The organism is Aquitalea sp. USM4, from assembly GCF_004328945.1.
In the GTDB taxonomy this organism is placed as follows: Bacteria; Pseudomonadota; Gammaproteobacteria; order Burkholderiales; family Chromobacteriaceae; genus Aquitalea; species Aquitalea pelogenes.
In genome coordinates this window covers 1563307-1580584 of record NZ_CP029539.1, presented here as the reverse complement: position 1 = coordinate 1580584, position 17278 = coordinate 1563307, and the positions used below count along the sequence as shown (strand labels likewise).

Here is a 17278-nt window from a genome sequence, read left to right as displayed (position 1 = left end):
AATTGCTGCTGCCTGTTCTCCTGCCTTGCCAACGGCTATAACGGCAAAACGGGTGGCGGCAGTGCATCTGCCTTTGCTGTCTGCCCAAGGTCAGGCAGGGACTTCATCCGACTGCCAGTGTTTCCCGTAACCGGGAGGCATGCGGCTGTCGGCAGCGGACGCTTGCGTCTGCTTGCATCAGGAGAAAAACATGAATTACCACTGGGACTGGGGCATTTTCTTCAAGTCCACCGGTGTCGGCAGCGAAATCTACCTGAACTGGTTTGTGTCCGGTCTGGGCTGGACCATCGCCGTGGCGCTGGCTGGCTGGATCATCGCCCTCGCACTCGGTTCGGTCCTGGGCGTGATGCGCACCTTGCCGGGCAAGCTGTTGCCCGCCATTGCCACCGCCTATGTCGAACTGTTCCGCAACGTACCGCTGCTGGTGCAGCTGTTCATCTGGTACTTCCTGGTACCGGACTTGCTGCCCACGCCGCTGGAAATGTGGTTCAAGCAGGGCATCAGCCCGGCAACTTCCGCCTATCTGTCGGTGGTGGTGTGCCTGGGGCTGTTTACCGCAGCACGGGTGTGCGAACAGGTGCGTACCGGCATTCAGGCCCTGCCGCGTGGCCAGAACAATGCTGCACTGGCCATGGGCTTCACCACTGCGCAGACTTACCGCTTCGTGCTGCTGCCGCAGGCTTTCCGCGTGATCATTCCGCCGCTCACCAGCGAGTTCCTGAACATTTTCAAGAACTCCTCGGTGGCGTCGCTGATCGGCCTGATGGAACTCTTGGCGCAAACCAAGCAGACTGCCGAGTTTTCCGCCAACATCTTCGAAGCCTTCACCCTGGCAACGCTGATCTACTTTGTCCTCAACATGAGCCTGATGGGCTTCATGGCCTGGGTGGAAAAGCGGGTACGCATTCCCGGCATGATGGGAGGTAGCAAATAATGGCTCTCGATTTCAGTCAGATCATCCCCGCCCTGCCTGGCCTGGCCGACGGCATGGCGCTGACGCTCAAACTGCTGGTGATGGCGGTGGGCGGCGGCGTGGTGCTGGGTACCCTGCTGGCACTGGCACGTCTGTCGGACAACCTGCTGCTGTCGCGGTTGGCCAAGTGGTACGTCAATTACTTCCGTTCCATCCCCCTGCTGCTGGTCATTTCCTGGTTCTACCTGGTGGTGCCCATGGTGCTCAGCTGGATTACCGGCGATTTGACCCCGGTCGGCGCATTCACCTCCTGCCTGGTGGCCTTCGTGATGTTCGAGGCGGCATATTTCTCCGAAATCGTCCGCGCCGGCATCCAGTCCATTTCGCGCGGGCAGATCAATGCCGCCTACGCACTGGGCATGACCTACAGCCAGGCCATGCGGCTGGTGATCCTGCCGCAGGCCTTTCGCAAAATGATGCCGCTGCTGTTGCAGCAAAGTATCATCCTGTTCCAGGACACCTCGCTGGTGTATGCGGTAGGCTTGATGGACTTTCTCAACACCGCCCGTTCCAAGGGCGATATCGTGGGTTTGCCGCATGAATTCCTGCTGTTTGCCGGAGCGGTATACTTCGTGATCAGTTTTGGCGCGTCGCAATGCGTGAAGCGTCTGCAAAAAAGGTTGGCGGTATGAGCGCGATGATTAGCATCAACAATGTAAGCAAGTGGTATGGCGATTTCCAGGTGCTGACCGATTGCACCACTGGCGTGAAAAAAGGCGAAGTGGTGGTGGTGTGCGGCCCGTCCGGTTCCGGCAAGTCCACCCTCATCAAGTGCGTCAATGCACTGGAACCCTTCCAGAAGGGTGAAATCATTGTCGACGGCATCTCGGTGGGCGACCCGAAAACCGATCTGCCCAAGCTGCGTAGCCGTGTCGGCATGGTATTCCAGCACTTCGAGCTGTTTCCGCACTTGTCCATTACCGAAAACCTGGCCATTGCCCAGGTCAAGGTACTGGGCCGCAGTCAGGAAGAAGCACGCGACAAGGGCCTGAAGCTGCTGGACCGGGTTGGCCTGAAAGCCCATGCGCACAAGTTCCCCGGCCAGTTGTCCGGTGGTCAGCAACAGCGCGTGGCCATTGCCCGTGCGCTGGCGATGGACCCGATTGCCATGCTGTTTGACGAGCCCACCAGTGCGCTGGACCCGGAAATGATCAACGAAGTGCTGGACGTGATGACCGAGCTGGCCCAGGAAGGCATGACCATGATGTGCGTAACCCACGAAATGGGTTTTGCCCGTCGTGTGGCGCATCGTGTCATCTTCATGGACAAGGGTGCCATCGTGGAGGACTGCGAGAAGGACGCCTTCTTCGGCGATATCAATGCCCGCTCTGAACGTGCCCGCCAGTTCCTGTCCAAGATCCTGCAACACTGAGAGCATCAGTCAGCAGCCTGAAACCCGGCCCCGGCCGGGTTTTTTCATGCCCGGGCTCTCTTGATGTGCCGCAGGTGGACGCGGAATGGCCGGTGCAGGCCAGCTGGGACTGGCCACGACGCGCAATTAGAATATAACTGTTACAAGTGATTTAAATAATGTTATATTATTCAGCAGGAAAATTACCTGATAACCTGCTCACAGCACGCCTACACTGAAATCAGCTACCACTTGATTGCCGCCGACCCACCCATGTATTCAACCCGCTACCTAGGGCGACAGCCCATCGTCGATGCCAACCAGCAACTGGTGGCATACGAATTGTTGTTCCGCTCCAGCCACGTCAATGTGGCCAAGGTGAATGATGATGTGATGGCCACCACGGCGGTGATCCGTCACGCCTTTGTCGATCTGGGAGTGGGTGAAGTGCTGGGCGACCGTCTGGGTTTCATCAATGTCAGTGAAACCCTGTTGATGGATGACCTGCTGGATGTGCTGCCCTGTGACAAGGTGGTGCTGGAAATCCTGGAAACGGTGAAGGTGTCACCCCCCTTGCTGGAACGACTGGCGCAATTGCGGCAAAAGGGTTTCCGGCTGGCCATGGATGATGTCATCGAACTGGATGCCGATCGCCGCGCGCTGTTGCCGCTGGTGGACATCGTCAAGATTGACCTGGTGGCGCTCAGCCTGTTGCAGTTGCGCCAACTGGTGGCTGATCTGGCCGGCTTCCCCGGCATTCTGCTGGCAGAGAAGGTGGATACGGTAGAGCAGTTCGAACTGTGCCGTGAACTGGGCATCCAGTGGTTTCAGGGTTATTTCTTTGCCCGCCCCACCGTGCTGTCCACCCGCCAGGCCAATGCCAGCCAGCATGCCATGCTCAGCCTGCTGGGCCTGTTGATGAGCGATGCCGACAACGAGGAACTGGCCCAGGCGTTGAAACTGGCCCCCGATGTGGTGTTGATGCTGATGAAGCTCAGCAGCACGGCATCCCTTGCCACCCGCCGGCCGGTGTCCTCGGTGCAGGAGGCCATCATGGTGCTGGGCCGCGCCAAGATCAAACGCTGGTCGATGCTGCTGCTGTTTGCCAGCAATGCCACCAATGTTGAGCCACAGCGCAATCCGCTGCTGGAGCTGGCCGCCACGCGCGGGCGCATCATGGAGCTACTGGCCGAGGCCTGCTACCCCGAGCGTCGTGACGTGCAGGAAAGTGCGTTCATGATTGGCATGCTGTCGCTGGTGGATGTCCTGGTGCAGCAGCCCAAGGCCGAGGCGATTGCCAGCCTGCCCATCGAGGAAAGCCTGAAAGAAGCCGTGCTGGAAGGCCGCCATCTGCTGGGTGAACTGTTGCAGGTGGCCGAATCGCTGGAAAACGAAGCGACGCCGCATCCGAAAGGATACGACCCGGAAATGCTGCTGCGGGTGGAAACCCAGGCGCTGGACTGGGTCAACAGCATGTGGAAGTAACCAGGCCGGCCAAAGGCCAGCCTCAGTTCCCCGTCCCCTCCTCGTCCTGCAAGCGGCTGAGAAAACCCTGCACGCGCTCATTGTCCCTTGGCAACCAGGCCAGGATTTCATGCAGCATCTGGTCGAACTCCGCCGTATCCTGATTTTTCTTGCGTAGCTGCTCGCGTACCCGCAGCAAGATGGCACAGGCATTCATGCCGGTACGCTCGTTGTACAGGCGCATGGCCATTTCGTGCAGCATGCGCCCGGCTTCGGCGGCCCGGCCTTCGGTGGTCAGCTCTACCGCGCGGTTGCTTTCCTCCTGCAGCTGGGCGTATGCCTGTTCGATCAACTCGCAGCAATGGGGATGCTTGCGGGCAATTTCCAGCAAGGTGGACAGCTCGTGCCGGCTATAGGCAAAGCGCATGGTGATGGTGCGGGTCCATTCTTCCAGCAAGGCCGGGTCTGGCAGGGTTTCCGGCAGCCGTACCACCGCTCCCAGAAAGCGCTGTGCCGCTTCAAAGTGGACAAAGGGCTTGAGCAGGTCGCCAGACGCCTGCTTGAGCAAGGCCAGCGCCTCTTCGGCACGCTGCTGCACCAGCGCAGTCAGCGCACGACAGGTGTGCAGGGTGAACTGGGCCTCGGGCCGGTCAGCCAGGCTGGCACTGATTTCAGCCTGCAAGCGGTCGATGAATTGCGTATTGCCGGTTTCCGAGTAAGCCTGCAACAGGTCGACCAGTACTTCCGGGCCGAAAAAATTATTGTTGCGGCCGATTTCCACCGCCCTTTGCAAATACTGGGCACCCTTTTCCGGGTCACCCGAACGCAAGGCTGCCGTACCGCAGCTTTTCAGCCGGTGGAAATTGCGCGGGGAAATACTCACGGCCTTCTCCAACACGTCCACCGCCTGGGCATACTGGCCTTCGTCGATCAGGTTTTGCGCCAGCAAATCGTAGGCATCGGTGTACAGCGGCGCATCTTGAATGATTTCCTTCAGCAGTGCGCTGGATTCGCCCTGCATGCCCTGGTCGGCCTGAATGCGGGCCACCCCCATCTTGGCCCAGGGGATGACCTTGCTTTCCAGCAGCTCCTGATAAATGTGCAATGCCTCGCCCTGACGGCCTTCGGTCACCAGCAGTTCGGCACACAGACGGTTGGCATCAATGCGGTTGGCTGTCCCCGGTGCAGAGGCCGCCAGTTGCTGCAAGGTGTTGATGGCGGCACTACGGTTGCCCTTTTCCAGCTGCTCATGCGCCGGTGCCAGAAACTGTTTGCGCTTGTGCGCATTGTTCATGCGTGTCAGCAGCAGGTTGGAATTGAAAGGCTTGAGGATGTAGTCATCCGGCGCCATTTCCGCCGCGGCCACCACCCGTTCGTATTTGCGCTCGCCGGTAATCATGATCCAGATGGTGGACAAGGGCAGCGTGCCGGTCTTGCGCAGGGCCTCCAGCAATTCCTGGCCATCCATGCCATCGCCCAGATTGTAGTCACACAGCACCACATCAAAGCGCCGTCCCTTCAATCTGGCCCGGCCTTCGGCCGCACTGCTGACCGCATCCGAGCGGGTGATGCCGGCCATGGACAACATGGTGCGCAGGCCCTGGCGGACGGTCAGGGAGTCCTCGATGATGAGGACGGTGGTGTTTTCATCAAAATACATGCAGGCATTTCCGCAAGGCCGGGCCGGAGGCGCACCGCGTGGCCGGCCGGCTCAGTCCCGGTTCAGACGATATCCAGATGGTCGATGCCATCCAGCGGGTCACGTCCCTTGGAGCTTTCGCTATACAGTTTGATTTTCAGGCGCAGGTCGTTGATGGAGTCCGCATTGCGCAGCGCATCCTCGTAGCTGACATAGCCGGCTTCAAACAGGTCGAACAGCGACTGGTCGAAGGTTTGCATGCCCGACTCACGCGAGCGGCTCATCACCTCCTTGAGCCCGGCCACCTCGCCCTTGAAGATCATGTCGGAAACCAGCGGGGTATTGAGCAGGATTTCCACTGCCGCCACCCGGCCGCGGCCCGACTTGAGCGGCAGCAGGCGCTGCGAAATGATGGCGCGCATGTTCAGCGACATATCCATCAGCACTTGCTGGTGACGTTCTTCCGGGAAGAAGTTCAGAATCCGGTCCAGCGCCTGGTTGGCATTGTTGGCATGCAGGGTAGCCAGGCACAGGTGGCCGGTTTCGGCAAACTGCAAGGCGTAGCCCATGGTTTCCCGATCGCGGATTTCCCCCATCAGGATCACATCCGGTGCCTGACGCAGGGTGTTTTTCAGGGCGATTTCCCAGTCTTCGGTATCCACCCCCACTTCACGCTGGGTCACGATGCACTTCTTGTGCTGATGCACGTACTCGATCGGGTCCTCGATGGTGATGATGTGGTCCTGGTTGTGGCTGTTGCGCCAGTCCACCAGTGCTGCCAGCGACGTGGATTTGCCCGAACCGGTACCGCCGACAAAAATCACCAGACCACGCTTGATCAGCGAAATATCCTGCAATACCTCCGGCATGTTCAGCTTGTCGAAGGTCGGGATTTCGGTGTTGATCTTGCGCAGCACCATGCCGGCACAGCCTTGCTGGATGAAGGCACTCACCCGGAAACGGCCGATGCCCGGCGGGTTGATGGCAAAGTTGGCCTCTTTTTTCGACTCGAATTCTTCGGTCTGCCGGTCGTTCATCACCGAGCGCACCAGCTCCTTGGTGTGCTGGGCCGACAAAGGTTGCGGTGCCACCGGGGTGATCTTGCCGTCAATCTTCATGGCGGGCGGAAATTCCGCCGAAATGAAGATGTCCGAAGCGTTCTTGCCCACCGCATGCTTGAGCAGATCGTGAATGAATTTTGATGCCTGGTCTTTTTCCATGATGGCCATCCGGTGAGGCTAGCGTGCCTGTTTCAGTTTAGAACGCATCCTTGGACGCTGCTTTCTGGCGTGCCTCGCTGGGGGCAACAATATTGCGCCGTACCAGCTCCTGCAGACACTGGTCCAGCGTTTGCATGCCGTATTGCTGCCCGGTCTGGATCATCGAGTTGATCTGCGCAATCTTGTTTTCGCGAATCAGGTTACGAATGGCCGGCGTGCCGATCATGATTTCATGCGCAGCCACCCGGCCACTGCCATCCTTGGTCTTGAGCAGGGTTTGCGAAATCACCGCCCGCACCGATTCGGACAGCATGGAGCGCACCATTTCCTTTTCACCGGCCGGGAACACGTCGACGATACGGTCGATGGTCTTGGCGGCCGAGCTGGTATGCAGGGTGCCGAATACCAGGTGACCGGTTTCCGCCGCAGTCAGCGCCAGCCGGATGGTTTCCAGATCGCGCAATTCACCCACCAGAATCACGTCCGGGTCTTCACGCAAGGCCGAACGCAGGGCATTGGAAAAACTGTGGGTCTGCAAACCCAGTTCACGCTGGTTGATCAGCGATTTCTTGCTTTCATGCACGAATTCGATCGGGTCTTCCACGGTGAGGATGTGCGAAAAATTGTTTTCGTTCACATAGTCCACCATGGCCGCCAGCGTGGTGGACTTACCCGAACCGGTAGGGCCGGTCACCAGTACCAGGCCACGCGGGTAGCTGGAAATGTCCTGGAAAATCTTGGGTGCGCCCAGTTGCTCCAGCGTCAGCACCTTGGACGGAATCACACGGAATACCGCGCCCATGCCACGGTTCTGCACAAAGGCATTTACCCGGAAGCGGGCGATGCCGGGCAGTTCGAAGGAAAAGTCGCATTCGAACTCATCCTCGAAAATCTTGCGCTGATAGTCGTTCATGATGTCGTACACCATATCGTGTACATCATGATGATCCATCGGGGGCAGGTTGATACGGCGTACATCGCCGTTGACCCGGATCATCGGAGGCAAACCGGCCGACAGGTGCAAGTCGGATGCCTTGTTCTTGACGGTAAAGGCCAAGAGCTCGGAAATTTCCATTTATAATTTCTCCACGATTACCCGGCAGCGGGCATGACGCTAAGGTATTTTTCCGATTGTAAGCGCAAGCCGTTGCAAAAGCATATGCAGACCGCAATACAGCCCGCATGGCTACCCGATTCGTTGTAGCTGAGGGTTCATCCACGCCACAAGGAGTAATATGAGCGATTCCATCGCACAAGCCATCGCCTCGGTCACCGCACGTATCCGCGCCGCCGAAGCCGCCGCCGGCCGGGCTGCCGGCAGTGTGCGCCTGCTGGCCGTCAGCAAGACGTTTCCGGCCAGCGCTGTGGCCGAAGCCTATGCGGCGGGCCAGCGTGCCTTTGGCGAAAACTATGTGCAGGAACTGCAAGGCAAGGCCGCCGAACTGGCAGCCCTGGATATCGAATGGCACTTCATCGGGCCGCTGCAATCCAACAAAACCCGCATCGTGGCGGAAACCGCGCATTGGGTCCACTCCATTGAACGGTTGAAAATTGCCCAGCGCCTGTCCGAGCAGCGCCCTTCCAGCCTGCCGCCGCTGCAGGTATGCATTCAGCTGAATGTGTCCGGCGAGCAGAGCAAGAGCGGCTGCCAGCCGCACGAGGCAAGGGAACTGGCACATGCCGTCGCTGCCCTACCCGGTTTGCAACTGCGCGGCTTGATGTGCATTCCGGAAGCCACCGACAATGCCGAGACGCTGGCGGCACAGTTTGCCTTGCTATCCGGTGTGCGGGATGAGTTGCAGCAAGATGGCTTAAAATTGGATACAGTATCCATGGGGATGTCTTCCGACATGGCGCAAGCCATTGCGGCAGGCAGCACCATGGTTCGTGTCGGCACCGCCATTTTTGGTGCCCGCCACTATCCGCAATGACATCGGCACACGGGCAGCCGGCCTGCCCGGGCAAAACAATAGAGAGACAAGAGGAAAACAGGCTATGCAAATTACCTTCATTGGCGGCGGCAACATGGCCACGGCCATCATCGGCGGACTGCACCAGCAAGGTGGCCACCGCATTCATGTGGTGGACCCCAACACCACCAAGCTGGCCGAACTGAGCCAGGACTTTGGTGTGACAACCTCCACCACCCTGCCCGAGCAGCTTTCAGCCGATGACATCGTGCTACTGGCGGTCAAGCCACAGCAGCTCAAGGAAGTTTGCCAGGCACTCTCTTCGCGCCTGAATGGCGGCATGGTATTGTCGATTGCCGCAGGCATCCGCTGTGACGCCATGGCGCGCTGGCTGGCTAGCGAGCGTATTGTCCGGGTGATGCCCAACACCCCGGCCATGGTGGGCAAGGGTGTGTCCGGCCTGTACGCCGGCAGCGGCGTCAGTGCTGCCGACCGTAGCAATGCCGAAACCATCATGCAGGCTGCCGGTATTACGGTGTGGCTGGACAAGGAAGAAGGCATCGACGACATTACTTGCGTTTCCGGCAGCGGCCCGGCCTATGTGTTCTACTTTATCGAAAGCATGATCGAAGCCGCGGAAAAAGCCGGTTTTGCCGCCGACGAAGCCCGCCGCCTGGTACTGGCCACCTTTGACGGTGCGGTGGAACTGGCCCGGCAAAGCCCGCTGCCGGTGGCAACCCTGCGTACCAATGTGATGTCCAAGGGCGGCACGACCGAACGCGCCATCGCCCGTTTCGAGGCCGAAGGCGTCAAGGCGGCCATCATCGCCGGTGCCATGGATTGCCGTGACCGCTCCATCGAAATGGGCCAACAACTCAGTCAGGATTAAAGCTTCATGTTTCTGGAAACCGTGCAATTTCTGATCAAGACCATCGCCGACCTGTTTGTGCTGGTCCTGCTGCTGCGTTTTTACCTGCAAGTGGCCCGGGCACCGTTCAAGCACCCCTTGTGCCAGTTTGTCATGGCGGCCACCAACTTTGCCGTGCTGCCGCTGCGCAAGCTGGTGCCATCGCTGCGCGGTTACGACAGTGCCACCATGCTGTTGGCCTGGCTGGTGAGCATGGTTTCCAGCGTCATCATCCTGGCATTCAACCCCATGTACACCCTGGCGGCACCGGAAACCTGGCTGGCGCTGTCCTTGCTGGCCATCCTGGATGTGTTCAAGCAATCGCTGACCTTGCTGATGGGCGCGGTCATCGTGCAGGCGGTGCTCAGCTGGGTGAATCCGTATAACCCGCTCAGTCCCATCCTGGATGCGCTCACCCGGCCGTTTCTCAAACCCTTCCGTCGCGCCACGGTGGGTGGGGTCGATCTGTCGCCGCTGATTCTCTTCCTGATCATCCAGGTGGTGCTGATGCTGCCAGTGCAGTACCTGGAAAACAGCTTCTTGATGCAACTCAAGGTGGTCATGCAGTAAATATGTTTATTTGTCATGCTCAGTCACATCTGAAAAGATGTAGAGACATTTCCTAAATGATCTGGAGAATCGTGATGAAGAAAATGCTGCTTGCTGCCCTGTTGCTGGGTACTGCTGCTGCGCCTGCCATGGCCAATCTGGCGCTGGCACAAAAGAACAACTGCTTGTCCTGTCACGCAGTGGACCACAAGGTAGTGGGCCCGGCTTACAAGGACGTGGCCAAGAAATACGCTGGCGACAAGGGGGCTGAAGCCAAGCTGATCGCCAAGGTGAAAGCAGGTGGTGCTGGTGTATGGGGCCCGGTCCCGATGCCGCCAAACGCCCAGGTCAGCGATGCTGACGTCAAGACCCTGGTGAAGTGGATCTTGTCGCAGAAGTAAGTTCTGAATGGTGTAACCAGGCGGCCACGGCCGCCTTTTTCATGTGACAAGCTTGTTACCTGCCGTGATTGGCGCTATACCGAGTGTCAGCAGCAGGTCAAGCCGAAGAAGGGGAATTGTTGCTGCCAGTTGCACAAATCCGATACCGTGGGTAATCTTCTTCGCCTGTCTGCCAACTCTCATGCTGGAAGCACCAAAATTATGGCCAAGCTGACCGAACAAGATATTCTCAACTGGGAAGGCGATGATTACATGAACGCCGACCATCTTGAGTTCTTCAAAGACCGGTTGTTGCAGATGCAGCAGGAGTTGTTGATCAACGCCAATGCCACTGCCAACCATCTGCAAGAGCAGGAAGCTACCCCGGATCCCGCCGACCGGGCCACGCTGGAAGAGGAATATGCGCTGGAACTGCGCACCCGCGACCGCGAACGCAAGCTGCTGCAGAAAATCCAGGCCTCGATCCGTCAGATTGACGATGGCTCCTATGGTTTCTGCGAAGACACTGGCGAACCCATCGGCCTGCGCCGCCTGATGGCACGTCCGACAGCCACCCTGTCGGTAGAGGCCCAGGAGCGCCGTGAACGCATGAAGCGTCAATACGCAGACTGATCCCCCGCGGTAATCTGCTGCCACAAAGCGTCATCGCCTTGCGATGGCGCTTTTGTTTTTTGCGCAGCCCTGCCACTCACACAAGGGCTTGTCGGCCTTGGCTGGTACGGGTATCTTGCTGCTATGCAAGGTAAAAACGATATCAGCTAGGGACAAACATGCAACGCCAGACCGACGACGTCAGAATCAGCGAAATCAAGGAATTACTGCCTCCGATTGCCCATCTGTACGAACTGCCCATCACCGAAACCGCTTCCGAAGTCATCTACACCACCCGCAAGGACATTGCTGCCCTGCTGCGTGGCGAGGATGATCGCCTGCTGGTGGTGATCGGCCCCTGTTCGATTCACGATACCGATGCCGCCATCGAGTATGCGCGCAAGCTTTCCACGCTGCGTAACAGCCTGGCGGGCGAGCTGGTGGTGGTGATGCGTGTCTACTTTGAAAAGCCGCGTACCACCGTGGGCTGGAAGGGTCTGATCAACGACCCGCACCTGAACGAATCCTACGACATCAATACCGGCCTGCGTCTGGCGCGCCGTTTGCTGCTGACGCTCAACGACATGGGCATTCCGGCGGCAACCGAATTCCTCGACATGATTACCCCGCAATACTTTGCCGACCTGATCAGCTGGGGTGCCATTGGCGCACGTACCACCGAAAGCCAGGTTCACCGCGAACTGGCTTCCGGCCTGTCCTGCCCGGTGGGTTTCAAGAACGGTACTGACGGCAACCTGAAAATTGCCGTGGATGCCATCCGCTCCGCCAGCGTGTCGCACCACTTCCTGTCGGTTACCAAGACCGGCCACTCCGCCATTGTTTCCACCGGCGGCAACCCGGATTGCCACGTCATCCTGCGTGGTGGCAAGGAACCCAACTATTCGGCCGAGCATGTACGCGCTGCCGCTGCCGAACTGGCAGCCGTGGGCCTGCCGCAAAAGCTGATGGTGGATTTCAGCCATGCCAACAGCCGCAAGGATTACCGTCGCCAGATGGAAGTGGCCGACGATGTGGCAGGCCAGCTGGCAGCCGGTGATCAGCACATCTTTGGCGTGATGGTGGAAAGTCATCTGGCAGAAGGCCGTCAGGACCTGAAGCCGGGCTGCGAGCTGAAATACGGTCAGAGCATCACCGATGCCTGTATCGGCTGGGATGACACCGAGAAGCTGCTCACCACGCTGGCCGATGCGGTCAAGGCGCGCCGTGCCAAGCTGGGTGTTGCCGGCGGCAAATAAGCTGTCTTGCATCCGACATGAATAACGCTGCCAATGGCAGCGTTTTTCATGCAGCTAATAAAGTGATTTGGTGCGATTGCACTGGACCCGGCAAAGCCGGGCCTTTCGACTAAGATATTGCTTTCGCAGCCTTCCCATCTATTCCCCTTTCCCCCCGCCCTTGCCCTGCCAATTTGAAGAAAGGAACCTCGCTTTCCTTCCGGAAAGAGAGAGGGGGGGGGGGTGTCACTGTGCGGCACTCGCCGGAATCAACCGCCCTGCCAGGCCGGCATGGCTTGCTCTTCTGCTGGCGTGGCATGCCGCCTTACCGCCCAGGCCACCCCGCCCAGCAGCAACAGTATGGAGGCCAGTTCCAGCGGTCGCGGCCAGCGCTGCAACCAGACAAAGCCATATAGCAGGGCAAACAGTGTTTCAAATACGATCAACTGACCGGACAAGGTGGGTGGCAAACGGCGTGCGGCGGCATACCACAGCGCATTGGCCAGCCACGAGCCGCCAAGGGCGCAGCCGGTGGCCGCTACCCAGAACAGCTGCCACTGGGCATGGCTGACGGCCTGACTGACCATGGGCAGGCCCAGCCAGTTACCCGCCAGCCACAAGCCACCCCCCATCACGCCGGTCACCATGCCCAGCAGGCAAGACCATTCATGGCTGTCAAAACAGGGGCGCTGGCGCAGATAGCGCGCATTGCGGGAGGCAAACCAGCTCCAGCTGGCCAGTGCACCCAGCGCAGCCAGTACGCCCAGGATACGGTCTGCCACGCTGGCAGTGGCCGGATGGCTGCCGGCAAAGGTATCGATATTGATGCAGACAATGCCGGCCAGCACCATCAGCAAGGGCCAGGCCAGTTGGCGCAGCGACAGCGCACCCTCGTCTTTCAGGCCCAGCAGGGTGATGGTGACCGGCAACACACCGACAATCAGCGAGGCGGGAGCAATGCCCACCAGCTGGATGGCGGCAGCCAGCAAGATGAAATACAGCAGATTGCCCACCAGCGACAGTACGGCCAGCATGATCACATCTTCAGCCTGCAGCTTGGCCCGGATTCGTCCGGCCAGCGGCAGCGCCAGCAACAAGGAAATCACCCCGTACAAGCTAAAGCGCACCGCACTGAGCAGCCAGGGGCTGAAGGAGGGCATCACCTGCGGCACCATCAGCACCATGCCCCATATTGCACCGGCCAGGCCGGCATAGCTGATTCCGCGTTTCATTTTGCATCTTCCCTGCGCAACTGATGATGGCCCAAGGCTACGTGCTGGCAGGGCGGGCCGACAAAGGATATCTCGGCATTCACGCATTCCTCAGAGGAATGTCATGTTCAGCCTGGTGCTTGTCCGGGGTAATATCCTGTATCAAGCCAGGATGCTGAACAGGAATGTCAGCCTGGCAGTCATCATGATGGGGACGCAAGCAGATGAGCCGGTATTTGAAGAACTTGCCACCGCTGGAAAGCCTGATTCATTTCGAGGCGGTACTGCGCAATGGCAGCTTTACCAAGGCAGCCACCGAGCTGTGCGTGACGCAAAGCGCGGTGAGCAAGCAGATTCGCGCGCTGGAAGACTGGCTCAAGCTGCCGCTGTTCGAGCGGTTGGTGCGTGGCATTCAGCCCACCCCGGCCGGGCTGGCCTTGCAGCGCGAGGTCGGCCCCATGCTGCAATCCTTGCTGCGCAGCGTGGTGCGGCTGCAGGCCGAGCATAACCGCCACACCCTCACCGTGAATTGCACCCACGCGGTGGCGCAGTTCTGGCTGTTTCCCCGGCTGGTGGCTTTCAGTCAGCAGTATCCGGATATCACGGTGAATATTCATGCCAGCAACAGCATGGATGAAGCCAGCGTGGCCGAATACGACTTTGCCATTTTCTATGGCGATGGCCAGTGGAGTTCGCTGTGTGCCGAGCCCTTGTTTCCCGAAGTGGTGTACCCGGTGTATAGCGCGCAGCTGGACTTTCCCGACATCAGCCAGCCAGCGGATCTGGCGCAACTGCCCTTGATCCAGCTGGACTCATCCGCCTGGAACTGCATCAACTGGCATGACTGGTTCGGTCACTTCGGCCTGACTTATACCGCGCCGGAGCGGGTGCCGATGTTCAATCAGGTGACGCTGGCCTTTAACGCCGTGTTGCAAAGAATGGGCATCGGACTGGGCTGGGAATTCATGGCGCATGATCTGTTGCAGCAAGGCGTGCTCAAGCGGCTGGGGCCGTTTGCCTTTGTCAGCGGCAAGGTGGATTACCTGGTCCATCCGCGCCATGCATCACTGAGTGACAATGCGCTGCTGTTCAAGCGCTGGCTGCTGGACAGTGTCAGTCAACCGGCCACTGTTGCGCCAGTGCTGCCACCGCCTGCAGGGTATTGAGATTGGCAAAGGGCTGCGCGAACGGCACGGTATCGTGTTGCAGCCCGGCCAGCCAGCCGCGGATGGAGCGGCCACCTTGTTGCAGGTAGTCCAGCAGCGAGGGTTGCAGCCCGGCTTGCAGCGCCAGCAGGCTGGGATGCCACTGTGCCGGGTCACTGGCACTGACCGCTTGCCGTCCGGGCAGTGCTGCCAGCAGGCGGGTGGCAAAGTCCGCGGGCAGTTGCACGGCATCACAAGGCAGCATCAGCAGCTTGCTGTCAGGCTCGGCCTGCATGCCCGCCAGCAAGCCTGCCAATGGGCCAGGATAATCGGGCAGCGTGTCCGGCAACACCGGATGGCCGTAAGCGGCGTAGGCATCCAGATGACGGTTGGCAGAGATCAGGATTCGTGCAGGCGGCTGGCTTTGCGCGGCGAGGCTGTGCAGGGTACGGGCAATCAGCGGCTGGCCGGCCAGTTCCACCAGGCCCTTGTCCACCCCGCCCATGCGGCTGGCCTGGCCGCCGGCCAGAATCAGCGCGGTGTAGGCCGTCATTGCCAGCGCCCGGCGGCGTGCTGGTCGCTGGCCTTGGCTTCCACCCAGTAACTGCTGCCATCCTGCTGGATTTCCTTTTTCCAGAATGGCGCTTCGGTCTTGAGAAAGTCCATCAGGAATTCCGCCGCGGCAAAGGCATCCTTGCGGTGGCTGCTGGCGGTAACCACCAGTACGATGGCCTCGCCCAGCGCAAGCCGGCCCACGCGGTGGATGATGGTGGCGGCCTGTAGCTGCCAGCGTTCCCGCGCTTGCTGGATGATGGCGTGCAAGGAGCGTTCGGTCATGCCCGGGTAATGCTCCAGCTCCAGCGCGGCAATGTCCTGCCGGTCGCCATAGTCACGTACCAGGCCGCTGAAACTCACCACGGCACCGCAGGCCGGGTTGGCCGACAGGCGGGCGATTTCCGCGCCGCAATCAAACACTTCATGCTGGATCCGAACCGTAAATGGCTGCATGTCAGCCCCCGGTAACCGGTGGGAAGATGGCTATTTCGTCCCCGTCGCTCAGGGTGGCATCCAGCCGCACCAGCTCCTGGTTGCGTGCCACGCGGAAGGCCTTGCCGGCCGCCAGCTCGCTGCTCCAGTTGCCGCCGCGCTGGCGCAATTCGATGAGCAGCTCATCCACGCTGGCAGCCTCGGTGTCCAGCTGTTCATTACCCATGCCGAAGCTGTCTTTCAGGCGGGCAAAATACAGGATGTCGAGTTTCATGGTCGGTCCTTGGTGTGCTTGTCGTTGTTGCCATGGCCCAGCAGCATGATCCACAGGTGGAAACCCAGCCCCAGCAGTGGAACCACGGCCAGCAGGATGACAAAAAACCATTCGAGAGGGGATAGCAGTTCGCTCATCCTTGCAGTGTAAGCAATGGCGTGGCCTGCGCCAATGCTGCTGATGGGGGATGCCGGCATGCACCTGCGGGCGGATGGACGTGAAAAAGCCCGCTACAGGAGCGGGCTGGATAATGGAGCGAATGGCGCTTATTTTACGATTTGCGCCAGTTGGCCCTTCAGATACAGATTGGCCATGGTATCCAGGCTCACGGCCTTGATCTTGCTGGCCTGACCGCAAGCACCAAAGGCTTCGTAGCGGGCAATGCAGATATCGCGCATGGCATCGGTGGAGGCCTTCAGGTATTTGCGCGGGTCGAATTCCTTCGGGTTCTGCGCCATGAAGCGGCGGATGGCACCGGTGGAGGCCAGACGCAGGTCGGTGTCGATATTCACCTTGCGCACGCCGTGCTTGATGCCTTCCACGATTTCTTCCACCGGCACGCCATAGGTTTCGCCCAGGTCACCGCCGAATTCGTTGATGATCTGCAGCCACTCCTGCGGTACCGAAGAGGAACCGTGCATCACCAGATGGGTGTTGGGGATGCGGGCGTGGATTTCCTTGATGCGGTCGATGCGCAGCACGTCGCCAGTGGGCTTCTTGCTGAACTTGTACGCGCCGTGGCTGGTGCCGATGGCGATGGCCAGGGCGTCCACGCCGGTGTCCTTGACGAAGCGGGCGGCTTCTTCCGGGTCGGTCAGCAGTTGGCTGTGGTCCAGCACGCCTTCGGCACCCACGCCGTCTTCTTCGCCGGCCATGCCGGTTTCCAGGCTGCCCAGGCAACCGATTTCACCTTCCACCGACACGCCACATGCATGGGAGAAGTTCACCACGGTGCGGGTCACTTCCACGTTGTAGTCGTAGTTGGCCGGGGTCTTGCCGTCGCTTTTCAGCGAGCCGTCCATCATCACGGAAGAGAAGCCCAGCTGGATGGAGCGCTGGCATACGTCCGGGCTGGTGCCGTGGTCCTGGTGCATCACCACCGGGATATGCGGAAATTCTTCCACCGCGGCCAGGATCATGTGACGCAGGAAGGGCGCGCCGGCGTATTTGCGGGCACCGGCGGAAGCCTGCACGATGACCGGTGCGTCGCACTTGTCAGCGGCTTCCATGATGGCGCGCATCTGTTCCAGGTTGTTGACGTTGAAAGCCGGCAGGCCGTAGCTGAATTCGGCTGCATGGTCCAGCAGCTGACGCATGGAAACGAGTGCCATGAAAATCTCCTCAGGTCATGCCGCGGTTGGGCGGCATGGGTTTCAAATCGGGGACTGCCCGCCGTGATACAGCGGCAATCCAATCAGGAA

At 59.7% G+C, this 17278-nt stretch carries 20 protein-coding genes; 11 read left to right on the top strand and 9 right to left on the bottom strand.

Annotated elements, in window-relative coordinates; all coding sequences use genetic code 11:
* Positions 1-190: 190 nt before the first annotated feature.
* From DKK66_RS07470 to DKK66_RS07455, 4 genes are all read left to right on the top strand, one after another.
* Positions 191-934 carry an amino acid ABC transporter permease gene (locus DKK66_RS07470; RefSeq protein WP_045845902.1) on the top strand — a complete coding sequence of 248 codons (744 nt, stop codon included), beginning with the start codon at positions 191-193 and terminating at the stop codon, positions 932-934.
* Positions 934-1605, top strand: a complete 672-nt coding sequence (locus tag DKK66_RS07465) for an ABC transporter permease subunit (RefSeq protein WP_045845901.1) — start codon at positions 934-936, stop codon at positions 1603-1605. The genes DKK66_RS07470 and DKK66_RS07465 overlap by 1 nt, the downstream gene beginning before the upstream one ends.
* 5 nt (positions 1606-1610) lie before the next feature.
* On the top strand, positions 1611-2345 hold the full coding sequence (locus DKK66_RS07460; RefSeq protein ID WP_045845900.1) for an amino acid ABC transporter ATP-binding protein: 735 nt from the start codon (positions 1611-1613) through the stop codon (positions 2343-2345).
* Between the two features lie 252 nt (positions 2346-2597).
* Entirely contained in the window at positions 2598-3809 is a 1212-nt protein-coding gene (locus tag DKK66_RS07455) for an EAL and HDOD domain-containing protein (RefSeq protein ID WP_131356743.1), read from the top strand.
* Between the two features lie 22 nt (positions 3810-3831).
* Here the strand turns inward: DKK66_RS07455 and DKK66_RS07450 are convergent, their stop codons facing one another.
* From DKK66_RS07450 to DKK66_RS07440, 3 genes are all read right to left on the bottom strand, one after another.
* A complete protein-coding gene (locus DKK66_RS07450; RefSeq protein ID WP_131356740.1) occupies positions 3832-5448 on the bottom strand; it encodes a response regulator in 1617 nt (538 codons plus the stop codon).
* Positions 5449-5510: 62 nt separating this feature from the next.
* Positions 5511-6647: a PilT/PilU family type 4a pilus ATPase gene (locus DKK66_RS07445; RefSeq protein ID WP_131356737.1), complete on the bottom strand. Its 1137-nt coding sequence runs from the start codon at positions 6645-6647 to the stop codon at positions 5511-5513.
* A gap of 37 nt (positions 6648-6684) precedes the next feature.
* Positions 6685-7722, bottom strand: a complete 1038-nt coding sequence (locus DKK66_RS07440) for a type IV pilus twitching motility protein PilT (RefSeq protein ID WP_045845898.1) — start codon at positions 7720-7722, stop codon at positions 6685-6687.
* Positions 7723-7882: 160 nt separating this feature from the next.
* Here DKK66_RS07440 and DKK66_RS07435 point away from each other — a divergent pair, with 160 nt between their 5' ends.
* The 6 genes from DKK66_RS07435 (at position 7883) to aroG (ending at position 12261) form a co-directional block, all read left to right on the top strand.
* On the top strand, positions 7883-8578 hold the full coding sequence (locus DKK66_RS07435; RefSeq protein WP_062788985.1) for a YggS family pyridoxal phosphate-dependent enzyme: 696 nt from the start codon (positions 7883-7885) through the stop codon (positions 8576-8578).
* 64 nt (positions 8579-8642) lie between these two features.
* Entirely contained in the window at positions 8643-9446 is an 804-nt protein-coding gene (gene proC / locus DKK66_RS07430) for a pyrroline-5-carboxylate reductase (protein WP_062788986.1), read from the top strand.
* 6 nt (positions 9447-9452) lie between these two features.
* Entirely contained in the window at positions 9453-10034 is a 582-nt protein-coding gene (locus DKK66_RS07425) for a YggT family protein (RefSeq protein WP_062788987.1), read from the top strand.
* Positions 10035-10108: 74 nt separating this feature from the next.
* Positions 10109-10414 carry a c-type cytochrome gene (locus DKK66_RS07420; RefSeq protein ID WP_062788988.1) on the top strand — a complete coding sequence of 102 codons (306 nt, stop codon included), beginning with the start codon at positions 10109-10111 and terminating at the stop codon, positions 10412-10414.
* 201 nt (positions 10415-10615) lie between these two features.
* Entirely contained in the window at positions 10616-11026 is a 411-nt protein-coding gene (gene dksA / locus DKK66_RS07415) for an RNA polymerase-binding protein DksA (RefSeq protein ID WP_045845893.1), read from the top strand.
* A 158-nt stretch (positions 11027-11184) separates the two neighbouring features.
* Positions 11185-12261, top strand: coding sequence for a 3-deoxy-7-phosphoheptulonate synthase AroG (aroG, locus tag DKK66_RS07410; protein ID WP_062788989.1), 1077 nt, complete (start codon positions 11185-11187; stop codon positions 12259-12261).
* A gap of 248 nt (positions 12262-12509) precedes the next feature.
* Here aroG and DKK66_RS07405 read toward each other — a convergent pair whose 3' ends face one another.
* Positions 12510-13472: a DMT family transporter gene (locus DKK66_RS07405; protein WP_131356734.1), complete on the bottom strand. Its 963-nt coding sequence runs from the start codon at positions 13470-13472 to the stop codon at positions 12510-12512.
* Between the two features lie 203 nt (positions 13473-13675).
* On the opposite strand from DKK66_RS07405, the gene DKK66_RS07400 reads away from it, so the two are divergent.
* A complete protein-coding gene (locus DKK66_RS07400; protein WP_062788991.1) occupies positions 13676-14617 on the top strand; it encodes a LysR substrate-binding domain-containing protein in 942 nt (313 codons plus the stop codon).
* Here the strand turns inward: DKK66_RS07400 and mobA are convergent.
* From mobA to fba, 5 genes are all read right to left on the bottom strand, one after another.
* Entirely contained in the window at positions 14565-15149 is a 585-nt protein-coding gene (gene mobA / locus DKK66_RS07395) for a molybdenum cofactor guanylyltransferase MobA (protein ID WP_131356731.1), read from the bottom strand. The genes DKK66_RS07400 and mobA overlap by 53 nt on opposite strands.
* Positions 15146-15604, bottom strand: a complete 459-nt coding sequence (gene moaE, locus DKK66_RS07390) for a molybdopterin synthase catalytic subunit MoaE (protein WP_131356728.1) — start codon at positions 15602-15604, stop codon at positions 15146-15148. The genes mobA and moaE overlap by 4 nt, the downstream gene beginning before the upstream one ends.
* 1 nt (position 15605) lies before the next feature.
* A complete protein-coding gene (locus DKK66_RS07385) occupies positions 15606-15857 on the bottom strand; it encodes a MoaD/ThiS family protein (RefSeq protein ID WP_131356725.1) in 252 nt (83 codons plus the stop codon).
* Positions 15854-16054 carry a hypothetical protein gene (locus DKK66_RS07380; RefSeq protein ID WP_045845886.1) on the bottom strand — a complete coding sequence of 67 codons (201 nt, stop codon included), beginning with the start codon at positions 16052-16054 and terminating at the stop codon, positions 15854-15856. The genes DKK66_RS07385 and DKK66_RS07380 overlap by 4 nt, the downstream gene beginning before the upstream one ends.
* Before the next feature lie 69 nt (positions 16055-16123).
* A complete protein-coding gene (fba, locus tag DKK66_RS07375) occupies positions 16124-17188 on the bottom strand; it encodes a class II fructose-bisphosphate aldolase (RefSeq protein WP_045845885.1) in 1065 nt (354 codons plus the stop codon).
* Positions 17189-17278: the final 90 nt, after the last annotated feature.